At 57.7% G+C, this 16,135-nt stretch carries 16 protein-coding genes; 3 read left to right on the top strand and 13 right to left on the bottom strand.

Annotated elements, in window-relative coordinates; translation table 11 throughout:
- The first annotated feature begins 27 nt into the window (after positions 1-27).
- Entirely contained in the window at positions 28-1,434 is a 1,407-nt protein-coding gene (locus tag ACR0AG_RS19285) for a DUF7986 domain-containing protein (protein WP_174819503.1), read from the top strand.
- 482 nt (positions 1,435-1,916) lie between these two features.
- On the opposite strand, the gene ACR0AG_RS19280 is transcribed toward ACR0AG_RS19285, so the two are convergent.
- A complete protein-coding gene (locus ACR0AG_RS19280) occupies positions 1,917-2,216 on the bottom strand; it encodes an MBL fold metallo-hydrolase (RefSeq protein ID WP_170417797.1) in 300 nt (99 codons plus the stop codon).
- Positions 2,217-2,300: 84 nt separating this feature from the next.
- Here ACR0AG_RS19280 and ACR0AG_RS19275 point away from each other — a divergent pair, with 84 nt between their 5' ends.
- Positions 2,301-3,212 carry a homocysteine S-methyltransferase family protein gene (locus tag ACR0AG_RS19275; RefSeq protein WP_170417800.1) on the top strand — a complete coding sequence of 304 codons (912 nt, stop codon included), beginning with the start codon at positions 2,301-2,303 and terminating at the stop codon, positions 3,210-3,212.
- Positions 3,213-3,676: 464 nt separating this feature from the next.
- Here the strand turns inward: ACR0AG_RS19275 and ACR0AG_RS19270 are convergent, their stop codons facing one another.
- From ACR0AG_RS19270 to ACR0AG_RS19235, 8 genes are read right to left on the bottom strand one after another with little or no spacing between them, the layout of a single operon-like run.
- Positions 3,677-4,504: a citryl-CoA lyase gene (locus tag ACR0AG_RS19270; protein ID WP_170417803.1), complete on the bottom strand. Its 828-nt coding sequence runs from the start codon at positions 4,502-4,504 to the stop codon at positions 3,677-3,679.
- Positions 4,501-5,697, bottom strand: coding sequence for a CaiB/BaiF CoA transferase family protein (locus ACR0AG_RS19265; RefSeq protein WP_170417806.1), 1,197 nt, complete (start codon positions 5,695-5,697; stop codon positions 4,501-4,503). The genes ACR0AG_RS19270 and ACR0AG_RS19265 overlap by 4 nt, the downstream gene beginning before the upstream one ends.
- Positions 5,697-7,142, bottom strand: a complete 1,446-nt coding sequence (locus tag ACR0AG_RS19260; RefSeq protein ID WP_170417809.1) for an aldehyde dehydrogenase family protein — start codon at positions 7,140-7,142, stop codon at positions 5,697-5,699. The genes ACR0AG_RS19265 and ACR0AG_RS19260 overlap by 1 nt, the downstream gene beginning before the upstream one ends.
- On the bottom strand, positions 7,139-7,834 hold the full coding sequence (locus ACR0AG_RS19255) for a hypothetical protein (protein ID WP_170417812.1): 696 nt from the start codon (positions 7,832-7,834) through the stop codon (positions 7,139-7,141). The genes ACR0AG_RS19260 and ACR0AG_RS19255 overlap by 4 nt, the downstream gene beginning before the upstream one ends.
- Positions 7,831-8,841, bottom strand: a complete 1,011-nt coding sequence (locus ACR0AG_RS19250; protein ID WP_170417815.1) for an agmatinase family protein — start codon at positions 8,839-8,841, stop codon at positions 7,831-7,833. Before ACR0AG_RS19250 ends, ACR0AG_RS19255 begins: the two co-directional genes overlap by 4 nt.
- Entirely contained in the window at positions 8,838-9,713 is an 876-nt protein-coding gene (locus ACR0AG_RS19245) for an arginase family protein (protein WP_170417818.1), read from the bottom strand. Before ACR0AG_RS19245 ends, ACR0AG_RS19250 begins: the two co-directional genes overlap by 4 nt.
- A complete protein-coding gene (locus tag ACR0AG_RS19240) occupies positions 9,713-10,387 on the bottom strand; it encodes a hypothetical protein (RefSeq protein WP_170417821.1) in 675 nt (224 codons plus the stop codon). The genes ACR0AG_RS19245 and ACR0AG_RS19240 overlap by 1 nt, the downstream gene beginning before the upstream one ends.
- A complete protein-coding gene (locus tag ACR0AG_RS19235; protein WP_170474326.1) occupies positions 10,380-11,057 on the bottom strand; it encodes an arginase family protein in 678 nt (225 codons plus the stop codon). The genes ACR0AG_RS19240 and ACR0AG_RS19235 overlap by 8 nt, the downstream gene beginning before the upstream one ends.
- A gap of 178 nt (positions 11,058-11,235) precedes the next feature.
- Between ACR0AG_RS19235 and ACR0AG_RS19230 the strand changes: the two genes are divergently transcribed.
- Positions 11,236-11,943 carry an IclR family transcriptional regulator gene (locus ACR0AG_RS19230; protein ID WP_170417827.1) on the top strand — a complete coding sequence of 236 codons (708 nt, stop codon included), beginning with the start codon at positions 11,236-11,238 and terminating at the stop codon, positions 11,941-11,943.
- Between the two features lie 8 nt (positions 11,944-11,951).
- Here the strand turns inward: ACR0AG_RS19230 and ACR0AG_RS19225 are convergent, their stop codons facing one another.
- Genes ACR0AG_RS19225 through ACR0AG_RS19210 form a run of 4 tightly spaced genes read right to left on the bottom strand, consistent with a single transcriptional unit; the run spans position 11,952 to position 15,869 of the window.
- Positions 11,952-12,755: an ABC transporter permease gene (locus ACR0AG_RS19225; RefSeq protein ID WP_170417829.1), complete on the bottom strand. Its 804-nt coding sequence runs from the start codon at positions 12,753-12,755 to the stop codon at positions 11,952-11,954.
- 10 nt (positions 12,756-12,765) lie between these two features.
- A complete protein-coding gene (locus ACR0AG_RS19220) occupies positions 12,766-13,668 on the bottom strand; it encodes an ABC transporter permease (protein ID WP_170417832.1) in 903 nt (300 codons plus the stop codon).
- Positions 13,665-14,753 (bottom strand): ABC transporter ATP-binding protein, encoded by a 1,089-nt coding sequence (locus tag ACR0AG_RS19215; protein ID WP_170417835.1) that lies wholly within the window; start codon positions 14,751-14,753, stop codon positions 13,665-13,667. The genes ACR0AG_RS19220 and ACR0AG_RS19215 overlap by 4 nt, the downstream gene beginning before the upstream one ends.
- A gap of 60 nt (positions 14,754-14,813) precedes the next feature.
- Positions 14,814-15,869: an ABC transporter substrate-binding protein gene (locus ACR0AG_RS19210; RefSeq protein WP_170602122.1), complete on the bottom strand. Its 1,056-nt coding sequence runs from the start codon at positions 15,867-15,869 to the stop codon at positions 14,814-14,816.
- Positions 15,870-16,135: the final 266 nt, after the last annotated feature.

Below are 16,135 nucleotides of genomic sequence, written 5' to 3'. Positions count from 1 at the left end.
TGTCCGGCAAACAGGGAGAAGCTGAAGATGACAACGGGGAACGATCTTGGTGGGCTCATCGGGTTTATCACCCGTGACGAGATTTGGCATGAGCGGCTCGCTGATGTGTTGGACGAGCATTTTCTGCCAGCGCTCGAGGCCTTCGATCTTGAGTTCGAGGATCTGGGCGACTTGCTGGGCGAGGATTGGCCGATGGTCCTGTGGGGTGGTGGCCTGGAAGATTTGCTGGGCAGGACATTCGGAGCGGACGCCGAAAACGCTGCGGATGCTTATCTGAAAGGGAGCGGTTCCAAGGAGAGTGCGCAGACCCGCGCCTATATCAAAGGATTGCGGGACGCGTCGGTCAGCCTTTATGAGGTGAGCGAGGTAGACCCCGGCAGATCCATGGTCTTGCGCAACATGCTTTCGGACGCAGAGCCGGTTACCGTCCGGGAACACAGCGCGACGCAGATGCTGCAGCGATGGGATCGCATCGCAGCTCGGGTTGTCGCACAGGGGGATTATAACGTGATCTCGGGGGCGCTGCTCCCATTCGACCCCGACACCGTCGCGTTTTTTGAAGACGGGCTCCGCTCCGTGTTGAAATTGAACCCCGACGTTGAACTGAGGCTGACACAGGATCAGCTACACCGTTCCGCACCCCTCTTCACCAATGCCTGGCTCTTCGCACATCTGCCGAACCTACTGGATCCGGAACCACCACAAATCAGCAACAGCGATGGCGACAACCTGCTCTTTCACGACATGCGCTTCCCCCTCGCCAGCAAAGTGACGCAAAGCCAGGTATCTGAAAAGCTAACACAGTCCGCAGAACTCGTGATCTCAGGCCAGAAGGATTGGACCTGGCTTGACCTCGACACCCCGTCCGGCACCAAGCACGGCACCGGCCTCGTGTTGGACAAATCAATGTCAGGGGCCTCCGTGCTTGGGTCCCTAGATCTGAAAGGTCGGACACTCACACTTTCTGTGAGCTCTACAGCGCGCGCTGAACGCGGCGAAGCCCTGGTCCGGGACCTCCTGGGCGACCTGGTGAAATCTCCGCTGACATCAATCCAGACCGCCGAACAGATGATGGCGGATGACAGCACGAGTAACGGAGTGGCAGAAGAAGAGGACATCCCCCGTGCCCTTGCCCGTCAGATGGCCCACGAATATCTCGAACAGCATTACCGCGATACGCTTGACCAGCCGATTCCTGCCCTGGATGGCAAGACCCCGCGCCAGGCCGTTCGCAGCACGGCGGGCAGGAAGAAAGTCATAGACTGGCTGAAGACAATCGAAAACCGCAGCGCGCGCCAGACCGGCTCTCCGGTGGCTGAGTATGATTTCGGCTGGATGTGGGACGAGCTTGGTCTGTCAGACTACCGAAATTGGACCAGCGATGGTTCTTGCAAAAACCGTTCCAAAGCTTCGCCTCCTGAACCCATCGACTAACCCATGTTTTCCCGGCTGCGTCTTGCAGAGATGTGGCAAGGGTTATGCTGTCGCTGCGCGTCCAGATGGTTTGCCTCGTGACAGCTGGGGCACAACAAAATTTCAGTCTCCGTGGACACACCGGTTTCATAATCGAAACAGTACTCTTGTCCACATATTTCCAGCACCTCTCCACTCTTGGCCAGTTCCGAACTTGTCACCTCGCAGTGATCACAAATTCCGTCCAAGAGAGCTGATTGGAGTTCAGAAAGAACCACTGTTTTCTGAAAATTGCACACTCTGTCACTCATAACTGCTTCAGGCTTTCACAAAATGGTGAAGAGAGAAAGCTTGTGAAACAAGAATTCAAGGGAATGTGACATAGCCCAATGGGTTCGAGATTTAGTTTCGCCGATCATTGCCTGTAAGCTGCGCGGCGCGTCGAACTTTCACGTCAGCCGCCATCCCACAACAGACCCGCGCACATCAAAATACAACCTGGGCTAGTCCTCCCAGCGAAACGCGTCGTTGTCCGCCTTCACCCGACCAATAGACGGCAAAGCGAAGTGGTTTCCCAGCACAATACATCCCGTTTCCGAGGCGCTTTCCAACAGTTTCCGACGGGATGTCACGGCCATCTCAGCATCGGAATCAAACATAAAATGCCACTCGGGATGCCAGCACTGGGCGGTTGTATGGATTGCATCACCTGTAATCAGAGCGCGCCGGTCGCCACTGGTGATTTCGACCGAGACATGACCTGGTGTTTGGCCTGGCGTGGGGATCAGAGTGACGGAATACACCCTGTCGCAGTCCTAAGGTTCACAGGAGGCCCGAGACAAAGTAGGTTTCTTGTGCAGAGGTAACGGCAATAGGCGTGGATCAGAATGGCGCGACAGCTCCCACTCGAAGGTAACAAGCCCTTTCTGGTTTACGCCGGCACTGGCACCGACCTGATTTTCAATCATGGAATTGAGCTTCCCGGTTTCGCGTCGTTTCCATTGCTGGAAGAACCTGGCACCAGGGTGATACTGGCCGGTCAAATGCAGGCTCTTGTCGATCTGGCCCGTGAAATGAATGTCGGATGCATCCTTGATGCGCCCACATGGATGGCGAACGCCGACCGGGCAGCGCCCTTGGGGTACGATGCAGAGCGGCTCGCCGAAGTAAACAAAGATGCGGTCAGTCTAATGGAAGACGTGCGCCAAGCTGCCGCTCGCGATGATGTACTGGTGTCGGCCTGCATCGGCCCGCGCCATGATCCTTACGCCGACATCCCGCCGGTACCCGTCGAAGATGCACGTCAATACCACGCCGCTCAAATGCACAGCCTGAAAGACACAAGCCTCGATCTGGTCACCGCTTATACATTCAACCGCCCAAGCGAGGCAGCGGGATGCATCCTCGCCGCCCGGGACGCTGAACTGCCGATCATCATGTCTCTGGTTGTTGAGACAGACGGGTGCCTGGCAGACGGGACCAAACTTGTGGACGGAATTGACCAGATCGACGCAGCAACCGACTCGGCGGCGCTGTTTTTTATGGTCAACTGCGCTCACCCTACCCATTTCGCCGGAGCGCTTGGCAACCACCCCCGGCTGAGAGGCCTTGTGGCGAACGCTTCGAGTTGCTCGCATGCGGAACTTGACGAAGCAGATGAGCTGGACGAAGGCGATCCAGCTGAACTTGGTAAACAGATTGCCGCGATTGCGAGGCAGAATCCGTCGATCCAAGTATTTGGAGGATGCTGCGGTACCGACATGCGCCATCTGAAATCGATGATCAGCGAACTAGCATAGCCAACTTGGTTCAATCTGAGCGATAACGCTGAGATCTAAGGTGATCCCGTAATTTCTTTCCACAACTTGTTAGGAGATCGGCCCATTCCTGCCGTTGACCGAGGGCGCGCATCGCTGCGGTGCGGCCCACCAGACCGGACTTTAGCTGCGACTGCGAAATCCAGCGATCGACAAACTCACGCATCGCGGACCAAGTGTGAATTCGCCGCGCTTGTCGCGATGGCAGCTCGGTGCGCTTCGCTGACGTCAGAACAAGCGTGAAAATGTATCGATTCTCGCCTGGATTGAAATACCTTCAAAGACAACACCAAAGAAGTGAATCTTTGTTCAGACTAACATGTTGGGTCTGCTTCTAGGGGGGGATGCCCAATGACCGAGACCGGCAAAACAGTCCACACGCCAGTGGCGCTTCAATGCCAAGTTCGGTGTGAATTTAGGCGTTCGCACCATCAATGGTCATCGGGTTAGCGCTCCGATTTGACACCAATATATTCCGGCAGATAACGCGGCGGCATTGGCCCCTTGTTCCGCCCGCCCTGTTGAATCTGTTCCCAGCCATGAGACAAGACGCCAACCGAGCGGGAAAGACAGAACAATCCCCGGGAAAGCGGTGCCGGGAACCCCAATTCGCAAAAGATAACAGCCGTGGCCCCATCGATATTCATCGCGATATCGGCACCGCGCTTACGTCCGATTTCCGTCTGTATAGCTTCACCGATATCGGCAAATCGCCCTTCTACAGTGCCTGACATCGCGGCCTCGCGTACCAACGCCATCAATCGCGGTGCGCGGGGATCGACGGGCTTGTGGAAACGGTGGCCAAAACCCGAGACGATCTTGCCATTTTCCTCACACCAGGCGGCGATACCGTCGCGGACGGCAACTTCCTGTTCAGCGCCGTCATCCATCCGTTTGGCGACGTCGAAATAAAGCTCGGCGCATTGTTCACCGGCGCCGCCATGCACGTCACCCAACATGTTGACCCCGGTGGCCATGACGTTGTTGAGCCCCAGCCCACAGGTCGCGGCCATACGCGCTGCGGCTATCGATGGCGCCTGCGGACCATGATCCACGCCCGCCACCAGCGCGCATTCAAAAAGCGCCGCCTGTTCTGGCGTGGGCAAATTGCCGCGCACCATGAGCCAGATCATCTGAGCAAAGCTGACGTTTCCGATCAGGTCCTGGATCGGGTGGCCGCGAAAGGCGATCCGCCCCGGAGCCATGTCGATAATTTCGGTGCGCCACCAGTGGCAAATGGCATCGGCGTCATTGCGTCCTGCGGGGTCCGTCATATCGCGCCATCCTTTGCCAGTTTTTCAATGTCTTCCGGTGAAAGACCTAACTCGCTCCAGATTTGAGAGTTGTGCTGCCCCAATGTGGGCGGTGGTGCATCGACGGTGGGCGCGCTGCCGTCCAATTTGATCCCGGTCGTGGCAACCTGAATGTCGCGTCCGACGCCGGGGACGTTTTCAAACTGGTCGAGGAAACCGCGGTCTGCAACCTGCGGCATTTCCAATACTTCCGGCACTGTCAAAACCGCTCCTGATGGCACACCAATGCTATTGAGTTCCTTGGCCCAGTCGCGCGGTGACCGGGTCTTCAACACGGTCTCCAGCTCAGTTTTCAGAGCCAGCCTATTGCGTTTGCGATCCTCGCGCGTGGCATATTCAGGCCGCTCGCGCAGCGCGGCCAATCCCAGGTGGTCCGTCAGTAGCTCCCATTGCTGGTCTTTGTTTGCGGCAATGTTGATCAACCCGCCCTTCGCTTCAAACGCACCGGAAGGCGCCGAAGTGGGGTTTTCATTGCCATTGGCAGTCGGATTGACGCCGGCGATCAGATAGTTCGACACCACCCAGCCCATTGTCGCCAGCACCGATTCCAGCATCGACACATCAATAAAGGTGCCGCGCGGATTGGCGTTCAGAGCAGATGAAATCGCAAAGGCTGCGGTGATGCCCCCCACAGTGTCTGCCACCGGATATCCAACGCGCAGCGGCGCGCTGTCGCTATCCCCGGTGATCGACATCACACCCGAGGTTCCCTGTATGATCTGGTCATAAGCCGGGCGGCGTATCCACGGGCCCTCTTGGCCAAAGCCGGAGATAGCACAATAGATGAGGGTCGGATTGGCCTCTTTCAGGGTCTGGTAGCCCACGCCGAGGCGCGTCATGACGCCGGGCCGGAAGTTTTCAACCACGACATCTGCAGTTTCGACCAGTTTCAGAAAAATCTCTCGACCCCGTGGGTTCTTGAGGTTGACCGTGACCGATTTCTTGCCCGCGTTCTGGGCGAGAAAGGACACGCCCATGTTGACTTTGTTCAGCTCTGGGTCGGCCCCCAGTTGGCGGGCGAGATCGCCCCGACCGACGGCTTCGACCTTGATAACCTCGCCGCCCAGATGCGCCAGATGATGACAACAGAACGGACCGGCAAGGACATTGGTCAGATCAAGAACACGAATGCCCTTCAAAGGTGTCTGCGACATTATCCGCGCCCCGCGTGTACAACCTTGGCCGCCGTGAAAAACTCGCGGCAATAGCTGCCTTTTTCCGGTGCACCATAAGAGGATCCCTTTCGGCCCGTAAAGGGTGCGTGGAAATCCATGCCGGCGGTGGGCAGATTGACTTGTATCATGCCTGCTTCGGCGTTCTGCGAGAAGTGATCGATTTTGGCGGGATCCCGCGTGACAATTCCTGCGGACAATCCAAATTCGCAGTCGTTGGACGTGGCCAGGGCGGCGTCGTAATCCGGCACGCGTAACACGGCGGCGATGGGCCCAAAGATTTCGTCTCGTGCCACGGCTGCGTCGGGTGACACATCCGTAAACAACGCAGGCGCAAAGTAATGGCCGGTTGTTTTGGATTTGACCTCGCCACCACCTGCGGCAAGCGTTGCACCGTCATCCACAGCCTGAGACACGTATCGTTTGTCGATGGCGAGCTGCGCTTCACTGGCGACCGGACCAATCTGGGTTTCCGGAGCGCGCGCATCACCGATCCGAAGGTCTTTCATTGCCGCGCAAAGACGGTCAACAAATGCGTCGTGAATGCCCTCGGTCACAATCAGGCGGGAAGACGCTGTGCAGCGTTGTCCGGTTGAGAAAAAGCTGCCCTGAACGGCGCAGTGCACCGCCAGATCCAGATCGGCGTCATCCAGCACGATCAAGGGGTTCTTCCCCCCCATCTCCAGCTGCATTTTCGCTCCTCGCGCAAACAGCGCCGCCCCCATATGGCGACCGACGGGTGTGGAACCGGTGAATGTGACCCCGGACACCTTGGGGTGCGTAACGATTGCCTCCCCAACCTCACGGCCTTTTCCCATCACAAGGTTGAACACCCCCTCAGGCACGCCCGCACGGGCAATAATATCGGACAACATCCATGCCGATCCGGGCACCAGTTCGGCAGGTTTGAACACAACCGTATTGCCATAGGCCAGAGCGGGTGCGATTTTCCATGCGGGGATCGCCAGTGGGAAATTCCAGGGCGTGATTACGCCCACAACGCCGATTGGCTCGCGTACAACATTTAGCGACACACCTTCGCGCAGAGATTGGTAGGTGTCGCCGGTCGCACGATACGCCTCAGCCGCGAAATATTTGAACAAATGCCCGGCGCGATGCGCTTCGGCCTTGGCTTCGGGCAAGGTTTTGCCCTCTTCGCGGGCCAGCATATCGCCCAGCTCGTCTACACGGGCGAGGATTTCCGACCCGATCCGGTCGAGCGCTTCGAACCGGACCAGAGGCGATGTCTTGCGCCAATTCGGCAGGGCCGCGGCCGCGGCCTCGATTGCGTCAACCGTTTGATCGGCGCTTGCCCGGGCATACTCGCCGATCGTGTCGTTCAGGTCGGACGGGTTGACATTGGGGGCCGCGTCGCTGCTAGCAACCCATGATCCGGCGATAAAGTTGGCAAAGGGGTTTGCAGTCATAGCGCTTCCTCAAGAACTGGTCGCCACCCGATATCTTCATGCCGGTGGTCCACAGTATTCACGTAAAAATAGGTCGGGCCATGATAGCCCCTGCACACCCGCCCATCGGCCCGTCTGGCAACCGGTTCGGCGGTCCAGCTGACCGCGCCGAACCAGTTCCACAAACGGTTATGAGGCGAGGTCAGATGATCCGGGCAAAGCGGTGCTGTACTATTGGCCGGGTCCGGTTGCGGAGCGTTCAACGCCCCGCTGCCCCCCACCAGCGCATCCCATTCATTGGGGCGCGTCGCCCCCTGAAAAGGGTCACTACAGGGCGTATCCCCCCCCGTAAGCAACCGGCAGCGAAACAGGCGTCCATCAATCGACAGCTCTGTGCCATGGACATACCCCGCATCATCCAGATCCTGCCAGCTGACGCGGCTCATAAGCATCCGGTCGGCGACCATCAATCTTCTTCCACCGTCCTCAAATAGATGCCAGTTCAGGCGCAGGTTCGGGTCTTTGGGACTGTCGGTGAGCGCCCAGTTGTCCCAATTCGGGTCGCGTTCAAATTCCGGTAGGTTCCCGGGTTGCAGGCCCTCGTAAGGGCAAAGCGCTGACAGGTCTGTGATCCAGGGCCGTGTCGCGGGCGCAAGTGTTTTTCCTGCATGGGAAAACCCACCCAGCTGCTCTGTTCCTTTGTAGTCCATCATTGCTCTGTCACCGCCCCGGTCACAGGTTGTGTGCGGAAGCGACGCAGGATCCGGAACAACATTTCTGCAGCCAGAAATTCGGTACGCTCCGACGGATCAAGAGGAGGGGACACCTCAACAATATCCAGTCCACCCAACGGGGCCTCGGCCAGCCCATCCAGCAGATCGTAATACTGACGCGGTGTAATACCGCTATGAACGATTGAGCCGGTGCCGGGGAGGTAGCCAGCGTCCATCGCATCGATGTCGATTGACAGATACAGTTCGTCACATCCCTTCATGGCATGCTCCAACGCCTGACGAATTGCCTCTGCCGTCCCCAATTTATGTACGTCGCCAGCCGAAAACACCCGACCGCCCTGCTCTTCGATCAAGGCGAGTTCACCGCTGTCGACCCAACCGGTGATCCCGACCCAAACCATATTGGACACGTCGACATTGGGCAGTTCGGAAATCCGACGGGCATTGGTTGCGTGGTTATGGCTGCCCCACGCGCCAAGCCGGTCAGAGAAATCCAGATGACCGTCGATCTGGATATACCCAAAACGTGCATTTGGTGCGCGTTTGGCCAACCCACGGGAATAGCCAAGGCAGGCCGGGAAGCTATTATAGTGATCACCGCCCAGTGCCAGAGGGATCGCCCCTCCAACGCTCAGCGCCTCGGTCATTGCGGCAATGGCCTCGGTGGTTGCGTCTACATCCTCAGGGGTGATCACTGCATCCCCGCAATCCACGAGCCAGTCGCTGGCCGTTGCGCTTCTTTGGCCCGTATCTGGATCAAAACTGACCCCCTGCGGTCGCATGGATTGCAATACCGTCGTTGCCTTACGCAGCGCCTCGGGACCAAACCTGGTTCCGAGCCGGCTTGAATGTGTCCAATCGCTGGGCATACCCACCACACCGATTTGGCCCGGACGGACGTCGGCGGCATCGAGCAGAGGCCCATCAAACAGCCGATACCCCGGTTGTGCCAGAGGCGGGAGAAATGTCGTTATCGCTGCAGTCATGTCAGTACTTTTTCCTTGGAAGTTTGGCGGCGCGGAAAATCAATCCCAAAGCCGAGGCGCGCATAGATAAACGCCAGAAGAGCCGTGACCATCAGGCGTTGGCCAACCTTCACGACACCCATTCCGGGACGGTTCGGATTCAGACCGGTCAACATAATGGCGCTGACCTCGTGCCGTCCCAAAAGCTCAAGCCATTGCACCACCGTCGCAAGATCGCAGCCCCCCAAACGGGGCCGATCACAAAGCGCACTGAGCGATGTTTCAAACACCGAGAGATCAAACCGAACAAACAACGGCTTTGATGGATCCCGCCACTCTGAAAACGCGGCACGCTGCGCGGCAGTATCTCTATTTACCGGCGTGGTCGTTCCGTTCGGCAAGGGCGCAATATGAAAATCGCGCGCATCGGCTGGTGTACCGCCAAGCTGCACTGTCTGACAATGAGGGAGCGCGCTCCGCGCCGTCTCGGACATGCGATCTGATCCGCCCAAAAAGATTGCACAGGCGCCATTGTCGCTGATCTGACGCATGGCCGCCTTCAAGGCCGCGTGGATCGCATCTTCGGACCCCGGTGCAATATCTCCGAGATCACAAAGCCGCTCGTGCAGGCCATCGGTACTGATATCCTGACGCGCATCGATATCTACGGGGTGACTGAATTGTGGATTTGCGTGCCAACCGAAATAGACCGAGGTTTCGCGTAATGCACGCGGCGCCAGAGATTGCCCTGCATGAGGTGCGTTTGTATCTTCAAACGGGATGCCCAGTACGGCCAGATCTCCAGACCGGACGTCGCCGATTGCTTTGGTCTGAGAGCGCATGAACGACAGATGCCCTGCCATGCGCGGCAACGGGGCCGAACGTAGAGGCATCAGCCTGCTCCTTTCTCAAGACGAGCTGTGACCGCTTGCAGGATCGCCAGTGCAGCGCGGGTTTCAGCCTTGCCACGGTTGTCCAGTTCCGGGGCAAGCCCAAAAACCGCAGCCGCGATGGTATCGCCCGGGGTGGCGTCAATTTGCGCGATCATTTGTGCTGGTGACATTCCCGTCAGGCGATGCGGGTGCGATACCCATTTGCCCGCAAGCTCTTGTAAATCCACAGACAGGATGACCGGTTGGGTGCGGGGCAAATGGCTCACTGCGCCGCCATTGACCCCAATGATGGGAACATCCGCACCTGTGACCTGTCTTGCGGCGACGTCAAGCGCTTCCAAACCGCTGGAATCGCCGCCTACCAACACCATGCGGGCACCGGTTTCAAGAACCGATTCACATTGCGAGGCAACTGCGAGAAAATGCTTGTCAGGTTCTAGCGGAAAGACGTTCACGTCCCCAAGGTCAATTGCATTCGCGGGTGTTACTGTGGGGCAGGACGCATACCGAAGCTGGCGCGCGAGATAGCGTTGCCCTGCCGATGGCCGGGCGAGATTGTCACAAAAATAGCCTGCAATCGCGACCTGACCGGGCACGAGATCTTCCAGATCGCCAATGGATGCGCCCAGAAAACTGGGGATCGCGTCAAACTGTATTTGCGCCGCTTCACTCATTGTGCAACGCCGCGTTCAGGGTTTCGATCGCCGCCAGTTCCGACATTCCCCTGGTGTCGCGCGCAGGCGCAAGGCCGGTGATCACAATCGCCTGCCATTTACAGGACATGGCACCAATGACGGAAACCAGCGTTTCAGGTTTCATCCCGCCGGGATTTAGGCCGACGCTGCCAGCTGCATGCCCCAGATCAATGACCGATATGTCGATCCACAAGACAGCGCGCTCGGGCGTGTCAGAATAGTCGCCGTGCCCTTCATCCAACTGCCGCGCGGTGCGCCAATCCATCTTGCGCTGGCTGATCAGATCCCAGACACCAGCAGGTTGATCGCCGTTCAATCCCACCCAGATCGTGTTGGCTGTTCGCGTCGCGATATCACGCCGGGCCAACGGCATGGCCGCGACAACTGGCAGATCAGGCAAGGCCCCCAGCACACCCGAGGCGACATCAGACGCGCCACCCAAGACAACGGGTACAACACCGTGATCCACCATTTGCGTCACAAGTTGTTCCAACGCGGCAGGCCAATCCCCTGACAGGTCCAGATTGCCAAGATCCCGACCATCTACAGGCAGTCCGATCCCAAGTTGGGCAGTCATTTTGCGCAGCGCATCGGGTGCCAGAGAGGTGCCGGATCGGGGCCCGGTGTTAACTTCGCTCGGAACGCCCATAACCCCAACACAATCAGCCTTACATTGCGAATGAATGCCAAAAGGAAGGTCCGCATAACCAGCTGTTATCATTTGTTTCCGCGCGCTATTCATTGCCAGACGCCTTCGTTATTTGCGATTTCCAATTGCGCTCAAACCGGCTATAAAAAGCGACGGATTTGCGTCGAAAGGTCTGCCTATGCCCGACAAGCCCCGATCCCCTGACGCCAATGGTGGTGTCGAAGCGGTAGAGCGCGCATTGCGTGTGCTGGACATCTTTGAGCCGGGCGATGCAGGCCTCTCTTTGAAGGAGGTTGCGGACCGCAGCGGGGTCAACAAGGCGACAATTCTGCGTCTGAGCGTGTCGCTTGAAAAGTTTGGTCATATTACGCGAGACGCCGAGGGTCTGTTTCACCTCGGGCCGTCTTTGTGGCGTCTTGGATCCGTGTTTCGCCAAAACCTGCGGATGGGGCCAATTGTGCGACCGGTGCTTGCGAATTTGGTGAATGCGACCGGCGAAAGTGCGTCGTTTTATGTGCAACGCGGCAACTCTGGCGTGTGCCTCTACCGGGTCAATTCGCCAAGGCTTGCGCGGGATCACGTTCAGGAGGGCGAGATCATTCCGCTGAGCATGGGCTCTTCGGGTCAGGTGCTGGATGCTTATTCCATCCGGCAGGGAAAACAGGCGGCCAGCATCCGAAAGGCCGGGTATTATCTCAGCCTTGGTGAACGCGATCCTGACGTCGCCGGACTGTCGGTTCCTGTTCTTGGGTTCGAAGATGAATTGCTGGGCGCGATCAGCTTGTCCGGCCTGCGCGTCCGCTTCAATGACACAGCCGTCGAAAAGTATCGCGCGGCGGTCCTTGATGCCGCCCGCCAGATTCGGGTGGAGTTTGGCGAAAAATAAGACCCGCATCATTGTGCCTTGTCTTTCCGACGCCCGATCATCTGCACACCGATAAGCGCCGTGATGGACACGACAATCAGACAGGTCGAGATCGCCGCGATTGTCGGATCAAGCTGATCACGCAGTGAATTGAACATGCGCCGGGTGATTGTGGCGTTTTCCCCGCCCGAGACCAGCATCGAGATCACAACCTCGTCCAGCGACGTGATAAATGCCAGAAAAGCCCCTGTCTGGATCGAGAATTTCACCTGCGGTACGGTGATTGTCCACAATGCGTATGCACGGGACGCCCCTAAGCTGCGCGCTGCAAGCTCCTGATCGAAATCATAATTCTGCAATCCCGACATCACCGTCACGATCACGAATGGCAGCGCCAGCGCAGTATGGGCGATCACGATCCCGGTCAGTGTGTAATTGAGCCCCAGCTTGGCATAGAGGCTGAACACTCCAACAGCGATCAGGATCACTGGCACGACAATCGGCATGATCACAAGGATTTGAGCCGCGCTCCTGATACGAGGCGCAGAGCAATGCAGACCATAGGCACAAAGTGAGCCCAGGGGCGTCGCGATTGCCGTGGTCAGCGCCGCCGCGATCAGCGAGGTCTTTGTTGCGCTCATCCATTCCGGCGACGTGACATAGGCCACGTACCAGCGAAACGAGAGCGATGTCGGCGGGAATTCCAGATAGGATGCCCCCGAAAACGACATCGGGATAACGATCAGCGTGGGCAGGATGAGAAAGAACAGCACAGCAATGCCGACCACTGTCAGCCACAGGCCGTCGATTTTACGTTGTCCGACTTGTTCCATTTTCAGATCCTCAGCGCATAAACAGTTTGTCGAGCCCGAAGACACGGTTCATCAGCCAGATCATCGCCAGCGCCAGCAACAGCAGGACCACGCCCAGGGCTGATGCGGCCCCCCAGTTCGAATAGACTGTGATGGTGCTTTCGATACGCTGCGCCAGCATCTGAACCCGGCCACCGCCCAGCAAAGCCGGTGTGACAAAGAACCCAAGCGACAGGATGAAAACCAGCACGATGCCGGCAAAAAGGCCCGGCAGGGACATTGGGAAAAATACCCGCCAAAAGGCCCCGCGCGGGCTGGAACCAAGGCCCACGGCGGCTCGGACCAGGTCGCCGTCAATATTGCGCATAGTGGCGTAGAGCGGCAGAACCAAAAAAGGCAGCATGATATGCACCATGCCAATGATGGAGCCGGTCAGATTGTGCGCCAGTTGCAGCGGTTCTTCGATAATGCCAAGTGACATCAGCGACGAATTGATGATCCCATTGCGCTGCAAAAGCACCAGCCACGCATAGGTCCGCACCAGAACCGAGGTCCAGAAGGGGACCAGCACAAACACCATCAGAATGGCCGCTGTTTTGTTCGGCATCTTTGTCAGCCAGTAGCACAGCGGGTAGCCGAGAAGGACGCAAATCACCGTCACGGCAATGCTGATCTGAAACGTGACGACAAAGGTTCGCCGATAGAGAGCACTACTAAAGATGCGCGTGTAATTTTCCGTGCTCAGTTCGCCTGCCGCATTGAAAAACGACAGCGAAGACAGCCAGAAAATCGGCAGGAAGACGACGATCAAGATCGTCAAAACCGCAGGCATCGAAAGCCCAAGAAACGTCAGTTTTTCGCGGCGTTCTTCGGATTTGAGCGTGCTGGCATTCTGAAGAGTCCCAGCACCTTCATACGTCTCGGCGATACTCATGCCACATGTTCCGGTACGATGATCGTATCTTCGGGATGCAGGGCAAGGCCGATTTGCTCTCCCTTCGACGGCAACCCGGTTTGGCCCGCGCGATTGGCAGGCACACGCACATTGATCTGACCAGCGCTGTCGTGCTGAACGATCACTAGAACGCTGTCGCCCTGATAAATGATGTCATGCACTTGGCCGGACAGGTCATTGGCGGCGTCTGGCACCGCGCCTGCTGTGACTTCCAGCAACTCGGGCCGGATGATCAGACGATGGCCTCCGCTGCCCAGCGCAATAGGCGTATTGGATTTCAGAACGCGCTCGCCAAGCTGCGCCGTGTCATTCGCTACACTAACCGGCAGGGAAATGGATTCCCCGATAAAATCCGCCACAAAGAAACTATGCGGCTGGCGATAGAGCCGCTCAGGCGTCGCGATCTGTTCGATCCGCCCATGATTGACCACTGCAATCCGGTCCGACATCGTCAGGGCTTCGCGCTGGTCATGGGTCACGTAAACGACAGTTGCATCCAGCTTTTCATGCAGCGCCTTCAATTCGATTTGCATATGTTCGCGCAACTTCTTGTCGAGCGCTGACAACGGCTCATCCATCAGAATGATCTGCGGCTCAAAAACCATGGCGCGGGCAAGGGCCACGCGCTGTCTTTGTCCCCCGGATAATTGCGTGATGCGCCGGTCGCCATAACCGCCCAGCTGCACGGTCTCCAGCGCGCGCTCGGCGCGGGCCTTCTGATCGCTTTTGGACACCCCGCGAATTTTCAACGGATAAGCCACGTTTTCTGCGACCGTCATGAACGGAAACAACGCATAGCTTTGGAACACCATGCCAAGGCCGCGCTTGTGGGGCGGCGTTGCAATCATTTCCTGTTCGCCAAACCGGATCGACCCGCCATCAGGACGCACAAATCCGGCCAGCGCCATCAAAAGCGTCGTCTTGCCGGAGCCTGATGGCCCCAGCAATGTCAGGAACTCGCCCGCGGCGATGTTCAAAGACACGTCATTCAGCGCTTTGACCGATCCGTAGGCCTTGCACAGGTTGGATATATCGATGGGAAGGGAGTGGGCTGCAGGTGACATGGGGGCTCCTAACCTGACAAAAATGGGCGCAGCACAAGATGTGCCGCGCCCAGATATTTTTTACTGTTGGATCAGCGTGTCAAACTCTTCGGTCAACTCGCCCAGCTGGCCGATGTAAAAGTTCGGATCGACCAGAAGCTGCTTGCCATAGTTGTCGGGATGTGTGTTGACCTTCACTGCCATCTCATCCGAGATTATCCCGGTGCCGAAGGCACCCGAATTCACCGGACCCAACGGCATGGTCACCGCCAGCCTCGCCTGTGCTTCGGCGCTCAGCAATTCGTTGATAAGGCGCATCGCGTTGTCTTTATTCGGAGCCCCCTTGGGAACCAACAAGCAGTCCACGTCCATCGTGCCGCCATCAAAGGCATAGGCCACATCAATGCCCGACGCGATCACGCTTTCTACGCGGTTATGGCCCATATGGATCACGTCCACTTCGCCGTCACGCAGCAACTGCGCCGATTGCGACCCGCCGCGATACCAAACGGTAACTTCGGGGGCAATCTCACCCAGCTTGTCCCATGCGCGCGCCTTGCCCTCATTCGTGGCCAACGTGTCATAGATCTCGGCCATCGGCACACCATCCGCCATGAGCGCGGCTTCGAGGTTATAGTTCACCTTGCCGTGCATACCGCGCTTGCCGGGGAAGTTTTCCAGATCCCAGAACTCTGCCCAATTGGACGGGCCATTGTCGCCAAATGCATCCTTGCGATAGGCAATCACCTTGGTGAAGTTGATGAAGCCGATGTAATTGTCATGGATCAGCTCTTTCGGAATGCCTGTGGTGTCAACAATCGAATAGTCGATCGGCTCAAGGCTGCCTTCCCGGCTCAGGGTTTCACACGAAGGCAAATCCTGTTCTGTAACGTCCCATGCAACGGCACCCGCCGTGATCTGCGCGCGCACGTCCTGAATGCCGTTTGTCGTATCTTCCTTGACAGTGATATTCAGCGCACCAGCGGCAGGTTCCAGCATGGCTGAGCGCAAGGCATCCTGAAACGAGCCTCCCCAGGACGCAAACACGACCTCTCCCTCGGCAAAGGCAGGCGAAGCAATGGCCAGGCCACCTGCCACTAGCGCCGTGGTGAGCTTCAGTTTTTGGTTATCTTTCATCATGTCAGGCTCCTCCCGAACTGTTGGTTGGTTTGTGGCTTCGCGACATGCGCGGCTCCACATAATCATTCGCAATCGTTTCATCTAGCAAAACGTCATTTCAGTTTTACTAGAGCTGATGTTGGAATTGGTCAAGGATTCTTTTGCCCCGTAGGATTCACACTCCCGTTTCCTGAGTGTCAATCGGCATTCAAACCTGACCCCCTATCGGCGCCCAATATTGACCCCCTTGATGCTGAGCAGGCCCGGCGCTGCGTAGTCTCCAT

The organism is Ruegeria sp. H6, from assembly GCF_056532975.1.
Note: the sequence above shows the minus strand (reverse complement) of the source record. Positions and strands in the feature narration are given on the sequence as shown.